Origin of the sequence: Eggerthella timonensis, from assembly GCF_900184265.1 — a bacterium.
In the GTDB taxonomy this organism is placed as follows: domain Bacteria; phylum Actinomycetota; class Coriobacteriia; order Coriobacteriales; family Eggerthellaceae; genus Eggerthella; species Eggerthella timonensis.
In genome coordinates this window covers 1,382,315-1,404,173 of record NZ_FXXA01000002.1, presented here as the reverse complement: position 1 = coordinate 1,404,173, position 21,859 = coordinate 1,382,315, and the positions used below count along the sequence as shown (strand labels likewise).

18 protein-coding genes are annotated in these 21,859 nt (G+C 59.7%); 1 reads left to right on the top strand and 17 read right to left on the bottom strand.

Going from position 1 to position 21,859, the window contains the following annotated elements; genetic code table 11:
• Positions 1-142: 142 nt before the first annotated feature.
• The 12 genes from C1A15_RS05805 to C1A15_RS05750 form a co-directional block, all read right to left on the bottom strand.
• Positions 143-1,264: a DegT/DnrJ/EryC1/StrS family aminotransferase gene (locus C1A15_RS05805; protein WP_101721670.1), complete on the bottom strand. Its 1,122-nt coding sequence runs from the start codon at positions 1,262-1,264 to the stop codon at positions 143-145.
• Complete coding sequence (locus C1A15_RS05800; protein ID WP_245865082.1) at positions 1,251-1,817, bottom strand: acyltransferase; 567 nt, start codon at positions 1,815-1,817, stop codon at positions 1,251-1,253. The genes C1A15_RS05805 and C1A15_RS05800 overlap by 14 nt, the downstream gene beginning before the upstream one ends.
• 108 nt (positions 1,818-1,925) lie before the next feature.
• Positions 1,926-3,206: a nucleotide sugar dehydrogenase gene (locus C1A15_RS05795; protein ID WP_245864939.1), complete on the bottom strand. Its 1,281-nt coding sequence runs from the start codon at positions 3,204-3,206 to the stop codon at positions 1,926-1,928.
• A gap of 2 nt (positions 3,207-3,208) precedes the next feature.
• Positions 3,209-4,282 carry a Gfo/Idh/MocA family protein gene (locus C1A15_RS05790; RefSeq protein WP_101721669.1) on the bottom strand — a complete coding sequence of 358 codons (1,074 nt, stop codon included), beginning with the start codon at positions 4,280-4,282 and terminating at the stop codon, positions 3,209-3,211.
• A gap of 45 nt (positions 4,283-4,327) precedes the next feature.
• Entirely contained in the window at positions 4,328-5,347 is a 1,020-nt protein-coding gene (locus tag C1A15_RS05785) for a glycosyltransferase family protein (RefSeq protein ID WP_146001816.1), read from the bottom strand.
• Positions 5,348-6,012: 665 nt separating this feature from the next.
• Positions 6,013-7,290, bottom strand: coding sequence for an O-antigen ligase family protein (locus C1A15_RS05780; RefSeq protein WP_101721667.1), 1,278 nt, complete (start codon positions 7,288-7,290; stop codon positions 6,013-6,015).
• Positions 7,291-7,361: 71 nt separating this feature from the next.
• Positions 7,362-8,450: a glycosyltransferase family 4 protein gene (locus C1A15_RS05775; RefSeq protein WP_101721666.1), complete on the bottom strand. Its 1,089-nt coding sequence runs from the start codon at positions 8,448-8,450 to the stop codon at positions 7,362-7,364.
• Positions 8,450-9,490 (bottom strand): GDP-mannose 4,6-dehydratase, encoded by a 1,041-nt coding sequence (gmd, locus tag C1A15_RS05770; protein ID WP_101721665.1) that lies wholly within the window; start codon positions 9,488-9,490, stop codon positions 8,450-8,452. The genes C1A15_RS05775 and gmd overlap by 1 nt, the downstream gene beginning before the upstream one ends.
• Positions 9,491-10,615: a glycosyltransferase gene (locus C1A15_RS05765; RefSeq protein WP_219618182.1), complete on the bottom strand. Its 1,125-nt coding sequence runs from the start codon at positions 10,613-10,615 to the stop codon at positions 9,491-9,493.
• Entirely contained in the window at positions 10,612-11,967 is a 1,356-nt protein-coding gene (locus C1A15_RS05760) for a sugar phosphate nucleotidyltransferase (protein WP_101721664.1), read from the bottom strand. Before C1A15_RS05760 ends, C1A15_RS05765 begins: the two co-directional genes overlap by 4 nt.
• Entirely contained in the window at positions 11,967-12,734 is a 768-nt protein-coding gene (locus tag C1A15_RS05755; protein WP_101721663.1) for a sugar transferase, read from the bottom strand. The genes C1A15_RS05760 and C1A15_RS05755 overlap by 1 nt, the downstream gene beginning before the upstream one ends.
• A gap of 65 nt (positions 12,735-12,799) precedes the next feature.
• Positions 12,800-14,263 carry a helix-turn-helix domain-containing protein gene (locus C1A15_RS05750; protein ID WP_101721662.1) on the bottom strand — a complete coding sequence of 488 codons (1,464 nt, stop codon included), beginning with the start codon at positions 14,261-14,263 and terminating at the stop codon, positions 12,800-12,802.
• 257 nt (positions 14,264-14,520) lie between these two features.
• On the opposite strand from C1A15_RS05750, the gene C1A15_RS05745 reads away from it, so the two are divergent.
• On the top strand, positions 14,521-16,329 hold the full coding sequence (locus C1A15_RS05745; protein WP_101721661.1) for an FAD-binding protein: 1,809 nt from the start codon (positions 14,521-14,523) through the stop codon (positions 16,327-16,329).
• Between the two features lie 248 nt (positions 16,330-16,577).
• On the opposite strand, the gene C1A15_RS05740 is transcribed toward C1A15_RS05745, so the two are convergent.
• The 5 genes from C1A15_RS05740 to C1A15_RS05720 all read right to left on the bottom strand — a co-directional run bounded on the left by C1A15_RS05740 (position 16,578) and on the right by C1A15_RS05720 (position 21,500).
• The gene (locus tag C1A15_RS05740; protein WP_245864938.1) at positions 16,578-17,339 is read right to left on the bottom strand and encodes a TetR/AcrR family transcriptional regulator; all 762 of its coding nucleotides are present in this window, start codon (positions 17,337-17,339) and stop codon (positions 16,578-16,580) included.
• A 58-nt stretch (positions 17,340-17,397) separates the two neighbouring features.
• The gene (locus C1A15_RS05735; protein ID WP_101721659.1) at positions 17,398-17,778 is read right to left on the bottom strand and encodes a cytochrome c3 family protein; all 381 of its coding nucleotides are present in this window, start codon (positions 17,776-17,778) and stop codon (positions 17,398-17,400) included.
• Between the two features lie 3 nt (positions 17,779-17,781).
• Positions 17,782-19,470, bottom strand: a complete 1,689-nt coding sequence (locus tag C1A15_RS05730; protein WP_101721658.1) for an FAD-dependent oxidoreductase — start codon at positions 19,468-19,470, stop codon at positions 17,782-17,784.
• 215 nt (positions 19,471-19,685) lie between these two features.
• On the bottom strand, positions 19,686-21,026 hold the full coding sequence (locus C1A15_RS05725) for a redoxin domain-containing protein (RefSeq protein ID WP_101721657.1): 1,341 nt from the start codon (positions 21,024-21,026) through the stop codon (positions 19,686-19,688).
• A gap of 9 nt (positions 21,027-21,035) precedes the next feature.
• The gene (locus C1A15_RS05720) at positions 21,036-21,500 is read right to left on the bottom strand and encodes an RrF2 family transcriptional regulator (RefSeq protein WP_101721656.1); all 465 of its coding nucleotides are present in this window, start codon (positions 21,498-21,500) and stop codon (positions 21,036-21,038) included.
• Positions 21,501-21,859 lie beyond the last annotated feature (359 nt).

Sequence of the window (21,859 nt, the reverse complement as noted above, 5' to 3'; positions counted from 1 at the left end):
AACAATGTTTAAAAAGCCGGTTGCGCTAAGCTTGTTCACCGCGTCTTTGAAGCGGGTCGGCACTAAAGGACGCCCCGAATTGAATACAGTATCGTGCCTGCGTCGAGGCAAACTGGGGATCTCTTTTGATTGACGTTATGCATTATCCGCCTATTGCCTCCAAAACCGCCTCGATTACGCTTGATTGATCCTCGAAGCTAATAAACGGGGAAAAAGGCAGTCCGAGGTTTCGCCTTGCATACTGTGCGGCGCAGGGGAAGCTTCCGTTAGACGAAGCGGCCAAAGCCTTCATCTCGTGCAAGGGTCTCGGATAGTAGACAAGCGACGGCACGCCCCGTGCGTGAAGACTTTGCGCAAGACGTCCACGTGCCGTCTCGTCTTTGGCGAGAATCACGTACTGCGCATAGGCAGATCGGCAATCGTCTGCAACAATAGGGCACGCAATCGCGCACCCCAGCGCCTTTTGATAGCGCAGAGCAATCTCCTGTCTTGTCTTCATCTCATCCTCAAGACGCGAAAGCTTGACATGAAGAACGGCTGCTTGCAAGTTGTCCAAACGCGAGTTGATGCCTATTCTCACATTGTCATATTTGCTTTCGCCTTTTCCATGGACGCGCAAAGACGACAAAAGCTCGGCGATGCCGTCGTCGTCAGTGAGCACCGCTCCGCCGTCGCCATAGCAACCAAGTGGCTTAGAAGGGAAAAAGGACGTGGTTGCAATATCCCCAAACCCCCCCAGTCGCTTGCCTTTGTATTCTCCCCCGATGCCCTGGGCTGCGTCCTCGATAAGAAGCAGACCATGTTTTTCGCACACGTCCTGCAACGCGTCCATATCAGCAGGGTTGCCCAAAAAGTCAACGGCGACGACCATCTTGGGTGTTAGGGCGCCTTCTGCTTCGACCTTGCATACCTGTCGCTCCAAATCACTTGGCGATAGATTGTAGGACACGGGATCGATATCGCAAAACACTGGCGTTGCGCCCAGCATTACCGCCGGCTCCACCGATGCGATAAAGGTCATATCCGGGCAAAACACCGCGTCGCCTTGCCCTATACCGTAGGCCATGTAGGCAAGCTGCAGCGCATCAGTGCCGTTGCCGCATGTCACGCAGTGTTTCCTGCCGACATAGCCGGCCAGCTCTTCTTCGAAAAGCTCGACATAGCGACCGCCGATAAACTCCGCCTCGGCAAGAACCGATCTCATTGCTTCATCAATACTGTCTTTATATGCGCAGTATTGCGTCTTCAGATCAATGAATTCCATGTTGCCGCTCCTCTTCGTCGCAGGTGATCGAGTTTGCGTGGTGTACGTATTGCCTCCCGCATTCAGAACAGCTCAAGTCGTCCATGAGCTTCTCTCCGCATCTGCACGCCCATCCGATTTGACGAGCCGGATTGCCGACAACGATCGCATGGTCGACCACGTCTTTGCACACGACCGCACCAGATCCGACAAAGGCAAACCGTCCCACGCGATGACCGCAAACGACGACGGAATGAGCCCCCAACGAGGCACCGTAGCATACGCGGGTTTGAAGGTAGTATTTTCCTTCGGGATCCCGAGGAAACTCGCATCGTGGGAGGCTTACATTCGTGAACGTCATTGAGGGTCCACAGAACACGCAGTCCTCCAGCACAACGCCCTTATAGACGTTGACATTGTTCTGGAGCTTACAACGATTCCCGACGATAGCGCCTGCATCAACATAGACGTTTTGTCCGATGTTGCAATTCTCGCCCACAACGGCCCCAGCGACAATATGAGCATTCGCCCAAACCCGACTGCCCCGCCCAACCAAAGCGCCGTCATCGACCATAGCGCGTTCGTGAAAAATGGTGCCATCCTCCAAACATGCCTCTTTGCATTTCGATGTGGCATTCTTTTTCAATTCGATATTGCCTGACGCATCCATACAGAACAAACCTCAGTCTCTAAAGAAGCAGTCGCGTGTGTACACCTTGCAGGATACGTCTTCAATCATTTGATCCATTCTGTTGACCATTATCACATCGCATATATTTTTAAATACACCCAAATCATCCACAACAGGGATGCCATTGAAACTGTCTTCAGCAAGTTCCGGCTCATAGATAACCACTCGAGCACCCTCATTTCTAATGCGATCAATTACCCCCTGGATGGCAGAAGCTCGAAAGTTGTCAGATCCAGATTTCATGACAAGACGATACGCCCCCACTACAATGTTTTTCATCGGCGCAACTGCGTCTCGTCCTTGTTCAAGAACTCGTTGGGCAACAAAATCCTTACGAGTATCGTTCGCCTGAACGACAGCTCGGATCACGTTTTGAGGAACATCTCCAAAATCTTCTAAAAGTTGTTTGGTATCTTTCGGAAGACAGTAACCTCCATAACCAAACGAAGGGTTGCAATAATGATCGCCGATTCTTGGATCGAGAACTACCCCTTCGATGATTCTTCTGGAATCAAGGCCGTGCGCTTCGGCGTAGGAGTCTAGCTCGTTGAAAAATGAAACCCTCGTCGCAAGATAAGTGTTGGCAAAAAGCTTTACCGCCTCCGCTTCGGTTGAACCCATGATTAGCATGGGCACCTCCGCGTCCTCAGCGCCTTCCCGCAGGAGTTGGGCGAAAAACCCAGCCCTCTCAATGCTGTGCAAACTGGCGTTTTCAACGGTTCCGACGATGATGCGGCTTGGGTGAAGGTTGTCATAAAGAGCTCTGCCTTCTCTGAGGAACTCCGGGGAGAACACTATGGCCGCATCAGGATATCGGCTTGCAAGATTTTGAGTATAGCCAACCGGAACGGTGGATTTTATTACAACGGTAGCCTTAGGGTTTTGCGCTAGCGCAAGCTCAACTACTTGGTCAACGCAGGAAGTGTCGAAGGAATGCGCAAGCTCATCGTAGTTCGTGGGTGCGGCAATGACCACGAAGTCGGCTTGAGCGTACGCAGATGAGGCATCAGTGGTAGCTACAAGATCCAAGCCGCCTTTTTCCAGGCGATTCTCTATGTCGATATCAACGAGGGGGGATTTGCCCTCATTAACCATACGCACCTTGCTGGCAACAATATCCACCGCGACAACATGGTTGCGTTTGGACAAAAGCACTGCAAGCGACAGCCCAACGTATCCCAGTCCGGCAATGGCAATCTTGACGGGAGTGTTTTGCGAATCTGTATTGTCATCCATCTCGGGGAAGGGAGCTGTTTCTGCCAGAGGCTGCATCTTTAAAACTCACCTTCCATATCGGTGCTTGCGAAGTCTTCGAGCGGAAGAGCTACTGACATGCCGGTTTTTTGACTCTTGTAGATGGCGAGCACCACTTCAAGTGCATCTCGGCCAGCACGTGCATCTACGTAGGGTGCACGGTTTTTGCGAATCGCCTCAACCATGTCGGCGAAGAGCAGGGTGTGCCCATTGCCGTAGATATTTGAAGTCTGTTCCTTTAATCCTGCAAGATTAGTATCTTCTGTACGATTATCGACAAAGTCCCACACATCGATATTGTTGGCGGAGGTGCCGCCAACTTTCACTGTCCCGGTTTCGCCGAACAGGCACAACGTTTCTTCAAGGTTTTCAGGGTAAACATTGGTGGTGCCTTCAACGGTAGCCACAGATCCGTCAGCGAACGCTAGCACTGCAACACCCACATCTTCTGCCTCAAGATAATCATGGAAGCGCTGGCGTGTTTGAGCGTACACTGAAACGACATCGCCACCCAGCATCCAGCGTAAAAGATCGATACCGTGGATACACTGGTTCATAAGGCATCCGCCGTCTTGAGTCCATGTGCCCCTCCACGGAGCCTGATCGTAATAACCTTTGTTCCGATTCCACCTCACATGGATGGAACCATGAGACATGCGACCAAAACGTCCTTCTTCCACCGCCGTGCGGGTATGCCGAATTGCCACGTTAAAGCGGTTTTGGTGGCACGCCGCGACCTTCACGCCGTGCTTTTCTGCCCGGTGGATAATCTCATTGGCTTCAGACATGGAAAGCGCGATGGGCTTTTCGATAATTACGTTTTTATCTGCACCGATGCAGTCGAGCGCAATGCGCGCATGTTCGCCGCTTTCGGTGGCTATCGATACAAGCTCGATTTCCGGGTGCTCGGCGATCATCTGTCCGTAATCCTCATATATGGCCGGAGTGGGCGCGTCCCATTCTGCTCGCTCAAGCAGGCTTGCAGCTTTTCCGGGAACGATGTCGCACAGAGCTGTAAGCTCAAGGCTGTTTGCCTGGATGGCTTTAATGTGATTGAGGGCTATGCGCCCACAACCGATGATTGCGGTTTGCATCCTACAGTACCTCTTCACTTTTTGGGTTGCGTAACATAGTACTAGCTATGCCTCATGAACGTCTTTTACGCTCGAAAGGATCATTTTCAATTCTTCCTCTCGCCGAGGAATCGTAAAGTAATCGAGTTCGAAATCGTCATAAAACGGATATCCCAACCGCTCCAAGTTCTTTATCGTTTCTACGAAATCGATCGGAGTGCTGCATGGGTACACGTCTCGCGTTTCTCTGGAAAAGGAAATCATTGCGTCTGTCGCTAAAGCTACAATCGGCAGCCTGTGATCAAGGAACTGGTACATCTTGCTTGTCACCGGGAATATCGAATTCTTGCGATGCTGCAGATAGGGAACAATAGCGAAGTCAGAATGTTGGAGATACCCGCTATATTCCTCCAAGCTGAGCCAACCATGAAATACAACATTCTTGCATTTGACCTTGTCTTTATAAGGGCCAATGATATGGAATTCGATATGGGGCAACTTTTCGGCAATCTGCTTTATTAGATGATGGTCAATGAAATAGAGGCCAAAATAGACGGCTTTCGTGCCCGGTGTGTCGTAAGGGTTGAACCATGTGATGGCATGAGTGCTCTGAAAACCATTTTTCCACAGTTTCACATTGTCGTAGCCTTCGTTTACATATTTTTGCTGAATAGCATCGCTTACCGTCAAGACAAGGTTGGCTCTCCGTAAAACCTTTCTTTCGCACTCGATAAGGTACTTGTTTTTTGAGAGAATCCCATCTACTGGGTCGGATTGCCTGTATATAAAAAACGTCTTTTCAGGAAGAACATCGACGAGTGCAACGCATATACCGCTTTCAAGGATGATCCAGTCGTATTCGTCGAAATCGATATTACAGCTCTTTCTTATCACGCGTGAAAGAAGCGATCGTGTAAGCGGCACCATCAACCTACCCATTAGCCTCTCGTAATAATTAACGAAGAGGCATTTCGCGTATTTGTGGTTTGGCTGCGGGTTGTCAGCGTATCGTTTTGTGCGAAAGGTAATGGGGAACACGTATGTCGTTACGTCGGCTCCGGTTTTAGTAAGATAATCTGTGATCACGTCCATTCCTCGGTTTGTTTTCGCATGATTCTGACACGTAATTGCAAGGATTCTCAATGCAAAATATCCTTTCATCATGTTACAGAGGGTTTTGAATAGGCCTCAACAACAATTTGCGTCTGCAACCTTTGCAAGATAAGTCTTCGCTCCTGCAACTGCGCATACTTACCTCTTAGTGCAAAAGCAAAGCTTTCGGAATTATATATGCAAGCTCTTTTGTTCTGCTTGAAATGAACTTAGCAGGGATTCCGCCAACGATAGCGTAATCCGGAGCGTCTTTGGTTGCCACCGATCCGGCAGTCACTACTGCATCCTTGCCTCTTTGATGCCTCTCTACCGTCAAGCAAGGTAAACCATCCTACCGAGACGTTCGATGCTATTTCTATATGGAAAGGGTCGAGAATTTCCACTTTTATGAATACGCTGGAGTCTTAGCTAAGCCTCATGCCCGTTGCACGATAGAACACTTGCGCAATGCTCATATTGGGATCTTATATATAAAAATATTACCGAAAAGAGCGTTATTTCCAGAAACTAAGCACTGCTTTTTAAACGCCATCTGAGCCTCCTGAAATTCGGCCATTTTTTGTTATGCACTGCACGTTAAACAGATTCCCGAGTGTGTTCCATGCTCAACAGTGGGGAAATGAAGAATCGTCACTTCGCTATGCTTTCAATGTCGTTTCGTACGACAAATGGTACCCGAGGCCCGAAACTATCCAAAATGATAAATAGTATGGTTCTGGTACGGAAACAAACAATATTACCAATGCTACAACCAAGTATGAAAAGATCGACATCGCGAATGCATTGCGCATGTCTTTCAAGGAACACAGTTTTGCGCAAATTTTTACGAGCGGAACAACAAAAAGCGTAAAACCTATCACTCCCAATTCAGCTAGCCATGTTGTAATCAAGTCCGTGCTTCTTGCGGTGCCCCACCCAACGCCCGTCAATGCATGATCAAGAAACACTTGCCAGTGAAGACTCATCCCGAAGCTTCTTTCCACACCCGAAGTGTTCTCCGCCTGAAGCTTAGCTATCAGCATATTCGCCAGTTTGTCAAATACGCCTGCTGAAGCCAGGATCATTATGGCAGCGCATCCAGCAAGCGCAATCAATATCGCAGCTGGTCTGATTCCGTCCCGTATAAAGCTCGAGAAGCCGAAAAGAATAAGAATGACACCTAAAGCCATAATGCCTATGACCGCACTACTAGATTGACTCAGGACTAGTACAGTCATAGCTAGCACAACCATAACAATTGAAAAAGGATTAGGCGTCTTCATTAGCCTCACACAATGAACGGCAACCATGGGCGTCAGAAACGCTGCCATCATCGACGGCTCGTTAAATGTCGAGGATATTCTCTGCCCAGCCCCAAGATAACCAACATGGGAGCTGTTCCTAAAAAGCTCTGTGATCAATTCGGGTGGTAAAACAAGCTGTAAAAACGCAACGACAAGTACCATAATCATACCCGCGTCGAGTGCTTTCAGCACACCTTGAACGTCAACCAAGCCGCTTTTCAATCCATATGCAACGAACCAGGCGGTCGTAATCGCGAGAAGCAAATACCCCCATTGCGTGAATTGCTGGATCGAGAATTGCACGTTGGTAATCCGGCTATCGGGATTAATCACTACGGCATCTGTAGTAAATAGAGCAAAGCTCGTTGACGCAAGGCAAAATAGAAGAAACCATACCCAAGGCTTGCATAATGCTGCTTTGGTTCTAATGCGAAGATATATTGTTTTTCCAGCAAGCGCAATCCACAACAATTGATACAGTTGGATGGTGTTTTCTCCAAAAGACAGCACGGCAACCGTTGTAAGCGGCGAAGTGGCTACAAGCATAAGCAAGGAAAGTCTTACAGGTCCCGCAATAGCTACCACACAGACGAGGAGTGATAGGATAGGCGTTGCACCAGGTAAAAGACTCATCTCACACTTTTCAATTCTTGTGAAGCGGCGACTTTGTGTTCTTTCGCACAGGATCTAAGTGGCATTTTCGCTCAAACCAAGTTAGATTTTTCGATCAGTGCAATTAGCTCCCGCGCCGATTTTTCCCAGCTGTACCTGCCGAGAACCACATCAGAAGCTCCAGTTTGTTTCCCAAATAGAGCGCTCAAGCTTGAGCAAGGGACGTTAGGATTAATGCAATGCACCGACCGCTCATACACCTCACGCATGCAGGGGTTGTCGGACACCGCAGCTTGAGCCCCGCAGGCGAGCGCCTCCATCGGAGGGATGCCGAACCCTTCGTAGAACGTCGGGAACAGAAACCCCTTGCAGTGCTGCATGAGCGCTTTCGCCTCGCCATCGGAAACGTAGCCCAGATACACGACGTTCTCCGCTTCGGGAATCGAATGCTCGCCGAACACCTTCCGGTTGATGCCGCCTGCGACGGCGATGGTTTCTTGGGGGTTGAGCCGCGCCGTCTCGACGAGCCATTTGAGATTCTTGTTCGGTGCCAGCGACGACATTGCGAAATAGTAGGAGCCCTTTCGAAGCGCCGGATGCTTAGAGAATGCTCCTTCGTCCGCTTTCACGCGCTCCACGTGCTGCCACGCGTCGGGGACGATCTGCGCCCTCCCTTTGGCCGCCGGATAGTACTTCTCGATCTCTCTTCGGGAGAAATCTGTCACTGTCGCTATCGCCTTCGCGTTTCGGACGTTGCATGCGAAGAGGAGGCGATACCAGAGGCGAAACCTCAAGCTGTAGAACGAAGGATGGGCCCTCACCGCCATGTCGTGGATGCAGACGATCCCAGGACCAAGCACCGGAGCCGCGTTGCATAGGTTGACCGGCGTGAGCTTGCGCTTCTTTGCAAATCTAGCGAAATCGATCTGCTCCCACATCGCGCCGTTTAGCTTCCCGACGACCACGACTGCAATGCCGGCAAATTCAGGTGGAACATCGACCCCGAGGGGCACGGCCAGGCAGAACCTCCAGGCTTCTTCCCCTCTCGCAAGCTCCCTGATCAGCTCGTAGGCGTATCGATCCACCCCGGTCATCTGCCGGGATAGGAACCGGCCGTTCAAAGCGTACTTAACCGAGGAGGAGACCTCTTCGCTAGAATGGCGTTTCGAATCCTTGCGCATCAAGCCCTCTCCGCCTCTCGTCTTGCGAGCTCCAAGTCGCGCTCCGCCATGATGCGGCAGAGCTCCTGGCAGCTCGTCTTGAGGGGATCCCAGCCGAGTTCCTCGCGGGCCTTAGACGGGTTCCCCAGCAGGTTCACCACGTCGGTGGGACGGTAGAAAGCGGGGTTCACGCGCACGACGAGCTTGCCGGTCTCGGCATCGCATCCCTTCTCGTCGACGCCCTCGCCCTCCCATCGAAGCCCGATGCCGACGTGCCCGAACGACCAGGTGGCGAACTCGCGCACGGAGTGCTGCACGCCCGTGGCGATCACGAAATCGTCGGGGACGTCGTGCTGCAGGATCCTCCACATGCACTCGACGTAGTCCTTCGCGTAGCCCCAGTCCCTCAGGCTGGAGAGGTTGCCGAGCTCGAGGACGTCCTGCAGCCCGCAGGCGATGCGGGCCGCGGCGCGCGTGATCTTGCGCGTCACGAACTCCTCGCCGCGCCGCTCCGACTCGTGGTTGAAGAGGATGCCGTTCGAGCAGAACATGCCGTACGCCTCGCGGTACTGGCGCATCATCCAGAAGCCGTACTGCTTGGCCACGGCGTAGGGGCTGTAGGGGTGGAAGGGGGTCTCCTCGTCCTGCGGCACCTCCTCGACCTTGCCGTAGAGCTCGGAGGTGGACGCCTGGTAGACGCGGCAGGAATCCTCCAGGCCCGCCGCCCTTACGGCCTCGAGCACCCTCAGCACTCCCAGGGCGTCGACGTCGGCGGTGTACTCGGCGGCCTCGAATGAGACGCCCACGTGGGACTGCGCAGCCAGGTTGTATACCTCGTCGGGGCGGGCCTCGGCGACCGCCCGGGCGATCGAAGCGGAGTCCGACAAGTCCCCGTCGTGCAGATCGACGGCGCCTTCGGCCAGCAGGTTGTCGATCCTGCCGGTGGTCCGCGTCGAGCCGCGCCGTACGATGCCGTGCACCTCGTACCCCTTGTCGACCAGGAGCTCGGCGAGGTAGCTGCCGTCCTGGCCGGTGATTCCCGTGATCAAAGCCTTCTTCATCTAGATCTCCAAACCCTTCTCTTCCAGCTTCTCGCTGATGAACGAAGACATCTCTTCTTTGAACCGTTCCTCCGAGAACATGGATGCACGACCGCGTATCTCCGCCCTCGAAAGCGAGACGCCCTCCCTCTCGAACCGCTCGATGCAGGCAGCCATGCCCGCCGCCGACTGGTCATGGAAGAATATGCCCGTCTCGCCGTTCGACACGGTCTCGAGCGCGCCGCCCTTGCCGTAGGCGAGCACGGGCGTCCCGGCAGACATCGCCTCGATCGGCGTCAGCCCGAAGTCCTCGACACCTGGAAACAGGAAGGCCCGCGCTCCCGCGTAGGCCTCTTGCATCTCCTCGTCCGAAACGCGACCGAGGAACTCGACCGTTGGGCCGGCGAGCCCGCGCAGCCTTCTCTCCTCCTCGCCCCCCGACCCGATCACGACGAGGCGCGTGCCCAGCATGTTGCATGCCTCGACGGCGATGTCCACGCGCTTGTACCCGACGAAACGGGACACGACCAGGTAGTAATCCCTCGACGGGTCGTTCACTGGCCTTTCGGAGAGCGGCGCTCCGGGGTAGATCGTCTTCGACTCGCGCCTGTAGAACTTCCTTATACGCTGGGCGACGAAATCGGAGTCCGCGACGAAATGATCGACCCTTTGAGCGGCTGCGAAATCCCAGAGGCGCGCTTTGTGGATCAGTCTGGGCATCGCGAGCCGCTTGAGCGCGCTTGCACCGCTCAGATAATCGTAGTACATATCCCACACGTAGCGGATCGGAGAGAAGCAGTAGCAGACGTGCACCGCGTCGGGGCGGGTCAGCACGCCCTTGCAGCACGAGGAGCACGAACTCAGTACCAGGTCGTACTCCGTCAGGTCGAGCGCCTCCCAAGCGCGGGGCATGAGCGGCAGCATAATCTTGTGATGGGTTCTAGCCCCTGGGATCCTCTGGAGGTACGTCGTCCGGATATCGCAGCCCCTCGTCCACGTAGGAGCGGTGCGGTCATCATGGACGAGCGTGTAAACTGGGGCCTCGGGATACATCTCGTGAAAGCACCTGAGGACGCGCTCGCCACCGCCGGAGGACACCAGCCAATCGTGGACGAGGGCCACCTTCGGAGTCTTGGAGGCCGTCACGACCGGCCCTCCCACCAAAAACCGAGCCGCTCGATGTCTCCTTCTTCGAGTACGTCTCCCATCTGCACCTCGACCACATGCATCTCCTCGAAGGCACGTGCGGCATGCATGTGCCCTGGAGCGATGGACACGACCGAGCCGGGGCCGACGGCCGCAACCTCCCCGTCGAGCACGACCTCGCCCTTGCCCGACGCGACCGTCCATACCTCGGAGCGGTGGGCGTGGCGCTGGTAGGAGAGCTGCCTGCCGGGCTCCACCACGAGCTCCTTGACGAGGGAGACGGTTCCGTCCGCGTACGCGCTCGAATCGAGCACGCGGTACTCGCCCCAGCGCCTCCGCTCGTACATGGGGCGCGACGAGGCCGCCTCCGCCACGAGGGGCTTCAAGTGCGCGCTCGCCTCCTTGCCCGAAACTAGGATCCCGTCTGGGGTAGCCACCACTACGGAGTCCTCGATGCCGACGACCACCAGGGGCAGGCCGGTCTCGTTGACCACGTGGACGTTCGCGCACGTCTCCGTGTCGACGACCGCGCGTCCCGCATGCTCGTCGGCCATCTCCTCGGAAAGCGTGTTCCAGGTGCCGAGGTCCTTCCAGGCGCCGGAGTACGGAACGACCGCGACCGACGGGGCGTTCTCCACGACCTCGTAGTCGAAGCTGGTTCTGGGGAGCTCGGCGTAGCGCCGTGCGACGTCCTCGAAGCCCGTCGCGTCCAGGTACCTCCCAAGTACGTCCAAGAGATAGTCCAGCTCGAAGGCGAACACGCCGCAGTTCCACAGGGCGCCCTCCGCGACGAGCCCGGTGGCCTCCTGCCCGGAAGGCTTCTCCTTGAAGCGCCCGACGGGCCAGGCCGTCCCCTCGCGGGAGGACGGGACGATGTAGCCGTACTTCTCGGACGGGTACGTGGGCTCGACGCCCAGCAGCACGAGGTCGGCCGCGCCAGAGCGGATGGCCTCGTCGAGGACGGCCACCCGATCGTAGTAAGCTTGGTCGGCGTAGGTGTCGATGGGCATGACGACCACCGTGTCGCTCGGGTCCGCCCCCTGCTCGGATGCAAGGTGCGCGCAGGCGAGCATGATGGCGGGGGCCGTGTCGCGCCGCTCAGGCTCGAGCACGAGCGAGTACTTGCCCGCGACCTGGGCCTCGATGCTCCCCCTCTGGCTCTCGCAGGTCGCGATGGTCACGTCTAGGTCGGCAGGAACGCGACCGATCTGCGAGAACACGCGCTGCACCATGGAGACGTGGTTGCCTTGCTCGTCGCGCAGGACCTTGAGGAACTGCTTGGAGCGGGCGTCGTTGGACAGCGGCCAGAGGCGCGTGCCCGATCCGCCGGACAAGAGGATGAGATGGATCATCAACAAGCTCCTTTTCCCGTAAGCATGGTTCCGACCGTCCTCGCGATCACCCTCAGATCCGTCAGCACCCCGCGCTCCTCGATGTAGGCGAAGTCCAGGTCCACCATGTCGTCGAACGTCGTGTCGCTGCGGCCCCTCACCTGCCAGTAGCCGGTGAGGCCGGGCTTCACCGATAGCCTCCGCATGGCGCGCTCGTCGTACTGGGCGACCTCGGAGGGCAGGGGAGGGCGGGGGCCCACGCAGGAGAGCTGGCCCATGAGGCAGTTCAGGAACTGGGGCAGCTCGTCTATCGAGTGCTTGCGGATGAACTTCCCGATGCGCGTGACGCGAGGGTCGTCCTTGATCTTGAAGAGCGGGCCGTCGGCCTCGTTGAGGTCGGCGAGCTCGGCCAGGCGCTCGTCGGCGTCGGCGCTCATGGAGCGGAACTTGTACATGTCGAAGGTGCGGATCTGGCCGTCCCGGCCGATGCGGCCGACGCGCTTCTGGGAGTACAGGGGGTTGCCCGGGCTCTCGAGGCGGATGGCGGCGCACAGGACGATCGAGGGGATCAGGAGGACGGCGATCGCGACGAGCGAGAAGGCGATGTCGAAGGCGCGCTTCACGAAGCGGTAGCCCCAGCGCCCGTCGGCGCGGGCCGGCGCCCGGACCGGGCCCTCGGCCTCGCTCGTGAGCTCCGGCGCTAGAAAAGCGAGGTCGGAAGCCTCGAGTTCGCTCGACTTTACATAACCGCGCTTATCGAGTGATGGAGATCTGCACGGGGTCACCATGACCCCGTGCAGCCGACAAACCTGCTAACTCAACCTGTACCAAAAACGGTACATAACCAATGTCCCTACCCCCCTGCACGCTCCACCAAATCGATCAGCTCTTGCTGAGAATGCACGTCGAGTTTGGCGTAGATGTGCTTGACGTGGCTTTTCACCGTGTTGCGCGACACCACGTAGTGATCCATGACGAACTGGCCGTTGCGCCCGCGCGCCAGCATGGCGAAGATCTCCGTCTCGCGCTCGGTCAGCCCGCGCGCCTCCCCCAGCTCGGTGCACCGCTCCTCGATGCTGAGCCCCTGCGACTGCGGCTCCTCGTCGCCCGAGCCCGACGCCGGCCCACCGCTCACGCCGACGACGCCGCGGATGGTGTCGCTGAAGCTGAACCTCCGAAAGCCCAGCCACAGAAACGCGACGAACGCGAACAGCACCACCTCGGCAATGAGCATGGCCGCATCGCTGTTCGTGCCCACGAGATCGTTCGTCGTATGGCCTGCGATGGCCCCCACGTTGGTGCCGACGGCGCTCATGAAGCGCACGAGCGCGAACGTGGGCAACAAGGCCAGCAGGTTCCGACGCCCCACCGCCAACACGACGAGCCACACGAGCATGTCGAAGCAGCGCACGCCGATGCGCAGGAGAGCATTCGCCGAGGGGAGGTCGTTCAGGAACGTGAAGGGCGCGATGATGAAACCGGCCACCACGAGCAGCATCGAGAACGAGAACAGCAGGTCCTCCTTGCTCTCGCTGCGCGACAGCAGCATCCACAATGCGACGCCCACCAGCACGAACGCCGAAACGCTCACGCCGATCGGCGCATGCGAAACCTCGTTGAGCGTAAGCCCGTAACCCGTCGCCACGCTGAACAGGCCCACGCAGAGGAACAGCGCATGGGCCGGCTGCAAGAACGATTCGGGGTTGGAAAGCTCCAAGCTTGCGGGCGGCGCCCCGTGCGCCACCTCGTCGAGCGCCGGCGCGCTGCGGCGATACAGCAGCACGATGACGAGCGCGTACGCGCCCACGACCTCGACAACGCCCACTTCGAACGTCACGGGAGGGTGCGCCACGCGCACCACCTCGCCCAGCGCCATGCCGCACACCACGCCCACGAGCGCAGCCTTCGACGAGCGCAGCGAGGCAAGCGCCGACACCAGCAAAACGGATGCCCAAGACGAGGCCGCGTTGAAGAACAGGAACCCCGCCACCGTCAAAGGGCCGTCCGCGAGGCGCAGCGCAAACTCGAGCACGAACGCCGCCGTGATCGCGCAGCCGAGCGCCACCACCGTCAGCAGCCGGCGATCGAGCAGCGACGGCCTGCGCGTGGCCACGAGGAACACGGCCAGAAAGAAGACGCCCGACGACAACGTCGAAATCTCACGCGCGATGCCGTAGTACTCGGCCACGCGCGCGTACAGGCTGGCGTTCAAGATACCCCCGGCGCATCCCATAATCCCCAACGCGATGATGCTTATCGCCACGGTGACGCTCACGGCGCTCCCCCGCTCGCGAGCGCGCTCCACGATTGACTGCAAGGTTCCCTCCCCTCGTCGCTTGCCCCTATTGTAGGCGAAACAGCCGCCTTCCGCCTCGGCTATCGTCGCAAAGCCGCCCCTCCATCAGCCGATTCGAGGCAAATCACCCCCGCAGGGGGAGCGGCTTGCCGTCCCCGATCCCGTCGGAAACGCCCCCGACGGGGTGGTTTCAAGCGCCTCGCCGCGCCGTAGGATGCACGGCGAGGGAAGCGGTTTCCACCTGGAACCGCACGAACGCACGACACAGGAGGATCATCATGGGAACGAACGAATCGATCGAAACGAACGCAACGGGCATCTCGCGCCGCAGCTTTCTGGGCGGCGTGGCAGGCGTCGGCGCGCTGGCAGCGCTCGGCCTGAGCGGCTGCGCGCCCAAGGCTGCAGGCACCGCCGAAGCCGAGGACGCCGCAGGTTCCGCGGGCGCATCGACCGGCGTCGCTGACAACAACGCGGTGGCCGTGGACGACGGCAGTGCCGCCATCACGGTGGACTGGCTGGGCGCTGCGCCGGAGGTGGGAGACATCGCCGAGACGAAGGAGACCGACCTGCTCATCGTCGGCGCGGGCAACGGCGGCATGATCGCCGGTGCGTACGCGTCAGACCAGAAGATGGACTTCATCCTGTGCGAGAAGGGTTCCGAAACGGGTGCCACGCGCCACTGGTTCAACGCCGTGGACACCAAGCCCTTCACCGACCAGGGCTACCGCACCGATCGCGCCCGCCTGCACGGCGAGTGGGCCCGCTACTCCAGCGGCACGTGCGACCACAACCTCATCAACATGTGGATGAACGAGAGCAACGACATGTTCGAGTACGTCGACCAGTACATGAGCGCGGCCGGCGCCGTGGTCATCGCCGACGAGTTCGAGATGCCGGGCGGCATGGGCGCCACCGAGTTCTACACCCCCTGCGGCGAGCACCACTACGGCAACGCCGAGGGCGGTCGCGAAGGCGTGCCCGATCGCAACCAGCTGTTCGAGAAGGTCATGAACGACAACGGCTACGAGATCTCCTACAAGCACGAGCTGGTCAAGCTCGTCACCGACGACTCGGGCAGGGTGTCCGGCGCCATCTTCAAGACCGACAATGGCAACGTGCAGATCAACGCGAAGAAGGGCGTGCTGCTCACCACGGGCGGCTACTCCGCGAACCCCGCCATGCTGTCCTCGCTATCCCCCATCACCACCGCATCGGTGACCGCGCTGGGCTACAACCAGAACAACACGGGCGACGGCATCAAGGCAGCGCTGTGGGCCGGAGCCGTGAAGGACATCACGAGCGCCACGATGATCTTCGACCGCGGCCTCGTCGCCCCCGGCACCACCGCCGGCTACACCGAGGAGTCCATCAAGGCCGGCAATCCCCAGTGGCCGGGCAACGGCCAGTTCAACCCCGGCACGCAGCCCTTCCTCAAAGTCAACCTGCGCGGCGAGCGTTTCGCCCTCGAGTCGGCCGACTACGACTACCTTCCCCATGCGGCCGCCCAGCAGCCCGGCGGCGTGTACGTCAGCGTCTGGGACGGCAACTTCGGCGACGACGTGCAGCGCTTCCACACGTTGGGATGCTCGGCTATGACCCGTCAGATGGTGCTGGGCGCGAAGAAGGAAGACGGCACGTACGATCTGGACAAGTTCTTCGAGAAGGAGCTTGCCGACGGCCGCCTGCAAAAGGCCGACACGCTCGAGGAACTGGCCGACAAGCTGGGCTTCGACGCCGACGCGAAGAAGACCTTCCTCGCCACGTGCGAGCGCTACAACGAGCTGTACGACGCGCAGGAGGACGCCGACTTCGGCAAGGAGCCCTACCGCCTGTCCGAGCTGCGCACCCCGCCGTTCTTCGGCGCCACGCTGGGCGGCACGCTGCTCACCACCATCGACGGCGTCCGCATCAACGCCGACTGCCAGGCGCTCAACACCGACTTCGAGCCCATCGAGGGCCTGTACTGCGCCGGCGACTGCTCGGGATCGCTCTTCAGCGGCAACTACCCCGACCAGATGCACGGCGTGGCCTGCGGCCGCACGATGACCGAGGCGCTCCACGTGGTGAAGCTGCTCGCCGCCAAGTAAACCGCTCACCTCGCAACGGCGCGATCCCCTCCCTCCCCGCGCCGCACCCCAAGCGCGCCCCGGCTCCCTCCGGGGCGCGTCTCATTCCGGCGTCCGCCAGGCACCGAAAAGGGATCCCGACGGGACCCCTTTCACGAACGAATGTTTCACGTGAAACACTCGCCACCGCACGAGGAAGCTTCGCGACGCGTCCGACGCCCTACTTCCGCACGCCGGTCATCGTTTGCTCGACGATGAGAGTCAACGTCTCATTCCGGCGTCCGCCACTCGCAGGGATCGGGAGCCGCCAAACCGCGAACGCCCATGATGATCATCTCCACGCCGTTCGCAAACGACTCTTCCGAATAGGCCGAATCCACGATGCGCTGCCACACAGGAACGCCATCGCGCGCCGAGTTGCCCGCCGCCGCGTCGTCTCGTCTGCGCTGGCGCATCGCAATCGCACTGCTGTTGAAACCCGTGAGGAAGGCGTCCACCATCGCCCACGCCTTCGTGAGGACGGGCTCGGGCATGCCCTGCGCCAGATGGAGCGTTACGATCTTCTCGGTATGCGCCGCCAACCCCGCATATGAGACCCTTGGATCCAGGTCGATATCGTTCATATACGGATGCGCGCAATATTCCCGATGAATCGAGGTCATCGTGCGTCGCAGCGTGTCGTCCCACCGCTCGCCCGGCACCGGGTTGGTGTCGAGCGTCTCCATAAAACGCGCGAGCACCGCCACGAGCACCTCCTCACGCGAGGAGAAGTGCGCGTAAAACGCCATGGCGGACACGCCCAGCTCGGCGCCGAGCGCACGCATCGTGAAGGCGCCCATGCCGTCGCGATCGATCATCCGGTAGGCGGCGTCGACGATGCCATCCCTGGTCAACGAACGCTTCACAGGTGTCTTTGCCGTGCTTTCCATCAGGGCGTCCTCTTTCGCGCGATGCGGTTCTCTCAGTGCAAGTATAGCGAAGGGACCCTCTGCCCTGGCAAGCGCCACACGAAATCCAGCGCCCAAAACCAACGCGGGCGCCCCTTCGGGGTGCCCGCATGGAGGGAGGTTCGATCCTGCCCGGCAAGGACTACTCAGCCGGAGCGTTGTGCGGCCAGTCGTGGCAATGCAGGCACTGGTTGTCGGATACCTCCTTGTCCCGAGCATGGCAGTTCACGCACGCGTTGTACCCGCCGTGGATGGAGTCGTGCGGGTTGCTCTGCCCGTACGACGAAGTCGTTTCAGCTAGCGCCTCGTACGAGCCGCCGTGGCAGCTCAGGCACTGCTCGTCCGACACGTAGGCTCCGGTGCCGTCGCCCGTCGCGGCTTGGGTCGTCTTCTCCGAGGAGCCGGCGGCGTCGGTGCCGGGATCGGTCGCTTGGGGCGCGCACGCCGCGAGCCCTAAGGCGAGGCATAGCACGAGTGCGACCGTCGCCAGCGCACCGAGCACGGGTCGTTTGACGTTCAACATGGCTTACGCTCCTTTCACCGCATGCTCGGCTGCCACATAGCCGAACGTGACGGCACGTCCGATGGACGTTCCGGGGATATGACGGGGATAGTTGCCGGCGAAGAAGTTGCCCGACGCGTTGCCGACGGCATACAGGCCTTCGATGACCTCGTCGTCGTTGTCGAGCACGCGGCACGAGCCGTCGATGGTAAGACCGCCCACCGTGGCAAGCACGCAGCTGTTCGTCGTCAGCGCGAAGAAGCGCTTCCCCGTGAACGGCATGGTGCCCTCCAGGTCTCGTCCGAAATCCTCGTCCACGCCGGATTCGAAGAACCCGTTGTAGCGCGCGATGGTGTCTGCGAGGCCCTGCGGATCGATGCCGCACGCCTTCGCCAACTCCTCGGGCGACGAGCCCTCGAACAGCCAGCCCTTCTCCTTGAACTCGTCAACGGCGCCCTCCATGCCCTCGAACATGCCCTCGTCGAACACCTGCCAGCAGTTCGCGCCGTATCCGGGCTGCGCGTTCTGAGCGTTCGAAACGCTCTGGAACGGCAGATCCTCGCGCACGAAGCGCTTTCCCTCGCCGTTCACCATGAGCGCGAAATACACGGCGTTCCAGGTGCGCGCATCGTAGAACGAATCCGGGTTGCCCCAACGGAAGTTCATAACCGGCTGCGGGCACGAGTCCATCTGCGCGCCCGCCTTGACGCCCATGAGGTGGCCGTCGCCCGTGGTCCCCCAACCCGGGTTCCACCAGCTAGACGACGCGTAGTCCTCAGGGCGCGTCCACGCTTCCATAAGCTCGGGGTTCGCGTCGTAGCCGCCCGTGGCCAGGATAACGCCGTTGGCGGCGTTGATCCGCACGTAAGCGTCGCCGTCCTTGGCGATCACGCCGCTCACGCGCCCGCCCGCCTCGCGCACGAGCTGCACGCCCGGCGTGTTGAAACGCAGGTCGAGATTGTCGTAGAGCTTCGCCACTTCCTGCATCTCGAGGCATACGTAGATGCCCGAGTAGCCGGATCGCACGCCCGCATCGGGCGGCAGCGAGGGGCTGTCGTAGAACCCGAGCTCCGTGTCGATGAGCGGGGTGGTCGCCGGCATGCCGCACATGGACGGAGCCTGCTCCACTTTCGAGATGACGAACCCGTTCCCGCCCTTGTCGAGCATGGCCTGCCAGAAGTCCGTGGCCTCGCCCGAACGGTCGACGTACGTGCGGATGGGCTCAGGACGGACGCGCCAGTACGCGCTGCGGTACATCTCGTCCAGCAGCGCCACCTTGTCGATGGCGGTGCCCTCCTGGCAGCGCGCGCCCACGGCGCCGAAGCACTCGAAGCAGCCGCGCCCCTTCGTCATCTTCTCCAAGCACACGACCCGGGCCCCCTCTTCGGCCGCTTTGAGGCTGGCCATGAGCCCGCTGATGCCCGCGCCCACTACCACGATGTCGTATTCCTCGGTCGAGGCGATCTCGCTCGCGGCGATGTCGCGCCCCTCGAAGCCGATCGGCCCGCGTGGGCCCGGGCAGGCCTCCTTCTTCACGGGCACGAGCCCCGTATCGCACGCCAGCGTGCGGTACGGGTCGTTGGCCCCGGCGGGCGCTCCCTCGTCGGCGAACGCCGCGCCCGTCGCGCCCAGCGCCCCCAGAGCGCCAGCCGACAACCCGGCCACGCCGATCCCCTTCAGGAACGAGCGACGCGATACGTCGTATCCTCCCATAGCCCCTCCTTGATCGTAACTTTACAACGTAAAGAACAGGATAGCGCGATTCCTTTACGCTGTAAAGTTAAAAACGCACGGCAGCTCCCTCTCTGGGGCGCGCAAACAGAAAGGGGACCCCCGCAGGGATCCCCTTTCTGCATCATTCAGCGAACATATGTTTCACGTGAAACACTCGCGGCCGCACGAGGAAGCTTCGCGACGCGTCCGACGCCCTACTTACGCACGCCGGTCATCGTCTGCTCGACGATGCTGTCCATCACGTCGGGAGTGAGCATGCCGCTAACGTAACCGAAGATGCTGCCGTCCTTGTCGATCATGAACGTCGTAGGGAACGACATGATGCGGTAGGCGCTGAACATCTCGCCCTCGGTATCCATGAGCACAGGGTACGTGATGCCCTGCTCGTCGATGAACGCCTTGACCTCGTCCACGCTCACGTCGCTGTTGTTGGGATGGCTGTCGGTTTTGGGGTTCGCTACGCCCAGCACCACGAGATCGCCCTCGTTCTCGCCGCGGTCCTTGTACAGCGCCTCGATGTCGGGGATCTCGCGCTGGCACGGCCCGCACCAGGTGGCCCAGAAGTTGAGGAACACCGTCTTGCCGCGATACTCGTCCAGCGAATGCTCCTCGCCGTTCTGGTCGACCAGCTTGAGGTCGGCGAGAGGCGCCGGTTGCGCGTCGGCGTCGTTCGCGGCTGCGCTGCCGGAACCATCGCTCGCGCCCGCATCGGAGCCCGTGGCACCCTCGCCGGCATCCGAGCCGCCCTTCGCCGCATCGTCCGCGCCCTGGTCGGCCGGCTGCTCCTGCGCAGCCGGCGCGCCGCCGAACGACGACAGGTAGCTGGTCACGCCGTTCATCCACCCGGTCACGGTCATAACGCCCATGACGATGAGCAGCGCGCCGCCCACCTTCACCGTGTACTTCACCACGTTGCCGTGCGTGCGGAAGAACCGCAGCACCTCGCCCGTGAACAGCCCCACCGCCAAGAACGGCAGGATGAAGCCGATCGTGTACACGGCCACCAGCCCGAAGCCCGCCGCGGCCGACGCGCTCGACGAGGCCATCAGCAGCACGCTGGCCAGCACCGGGCCCACGCACGGCGTCCATGCAAAGCTGAACGTGAAGCCCAGCACGAGCGCCACGAGGGGGTTCATGGCGAAGCGGCCCAGCCGAAACGGCAGGCGATGCTCCTTCTCGACGAGCTTCGTCTTTCCGAACACGCCGAGCATGTACAGGCCGAACGCCACCATGATGACGCCGGCGACGACCGAGAACACGCGCTGGTTGCCCGTGAAGAACTGGCCGAGCGCCGTGAAGCCGAAGCCCAGCAGGAAGAACGCGAAGCTCACTCCCACGACGAAGAACAGCGTGTTCACGAACACTTTCGTGCGCGGGTACTCGATGGTGCCGTCGTCGTTCGTCTTCGCCGCGCCGCCGGCGAGGTAGCCCACGTACAGCGGGATCAGCGGCAGCACGCACGGCGAGAAGAAGCTGAGCAGGCCCTGGACGAACACGGTGAGCGCCGGGATGCTCGTTTCAAGGGAGAAACCCATGGCCGCCTCCTAGCTTCCCGCGCCGACGGATGCGAGCTCGCCGTCGCGCGGCGCCACCCCGTCGGGGCCGAAGATGCGGTGGTCGATGTCGGCTATCGTGATCTGCGCGAGGCGTTCGCGGCAGCGTTCGTCCAGGTCGAGGAATATATCGTCCATGATGCCCGCCATGCCGGAAGCCACGAGGCACTCCATGTCCATATCGCCGCTGTGCCAGCTCGACTGCACGAACCGGATGCTCAGCGCCTCCGCCACCGTGCGCAGGTCGAGCGTGGAGGCGACGCCGGCGAACCGGTAGCCGCCCACGTTGCCCTCGCGCGTGGTGACGAACCCTGCACGCTTGAGGGGCGCCATCACCTTGCGCACACGCGCGGCGTTCGTGCAGATGTTCTCGGCCAAAGCCTCGCTTGAGATGATGTCCGCCTTGTGGTTCAGGTACACGAGCGCGTGCACCGCCACGATGAAATCGCTGTTCATGGTATCGCTCCGTCTCCGACTATCAACTGTTCACTTTCTTTATACAGTAACTTTTGTACAAAAGAAAGGTACAGTTGGCAAATCGCAGCCCTTTTCCATGCTGCGAGGGGCAGGCCGAAAACAACCTGGGACCAAAAGTGCCCCGCACGGCGTCGACCGCACGCCGCGCCCAGCGTGAATCGGCGCTGCGCAGCGTCGGGCGAACCTTCGCCGAGATCGATTGAACAGCAGAGCAAACCAACCGTGGACAAAATCGCGAGTTTTCTTTATCTTTTTCTCAGGATAATAAAATCGTCACGTCGTTCACCAGGCACGATACAATCGACCAGGTTCCCGACCCCTGGATTTCTCGCGAAAAC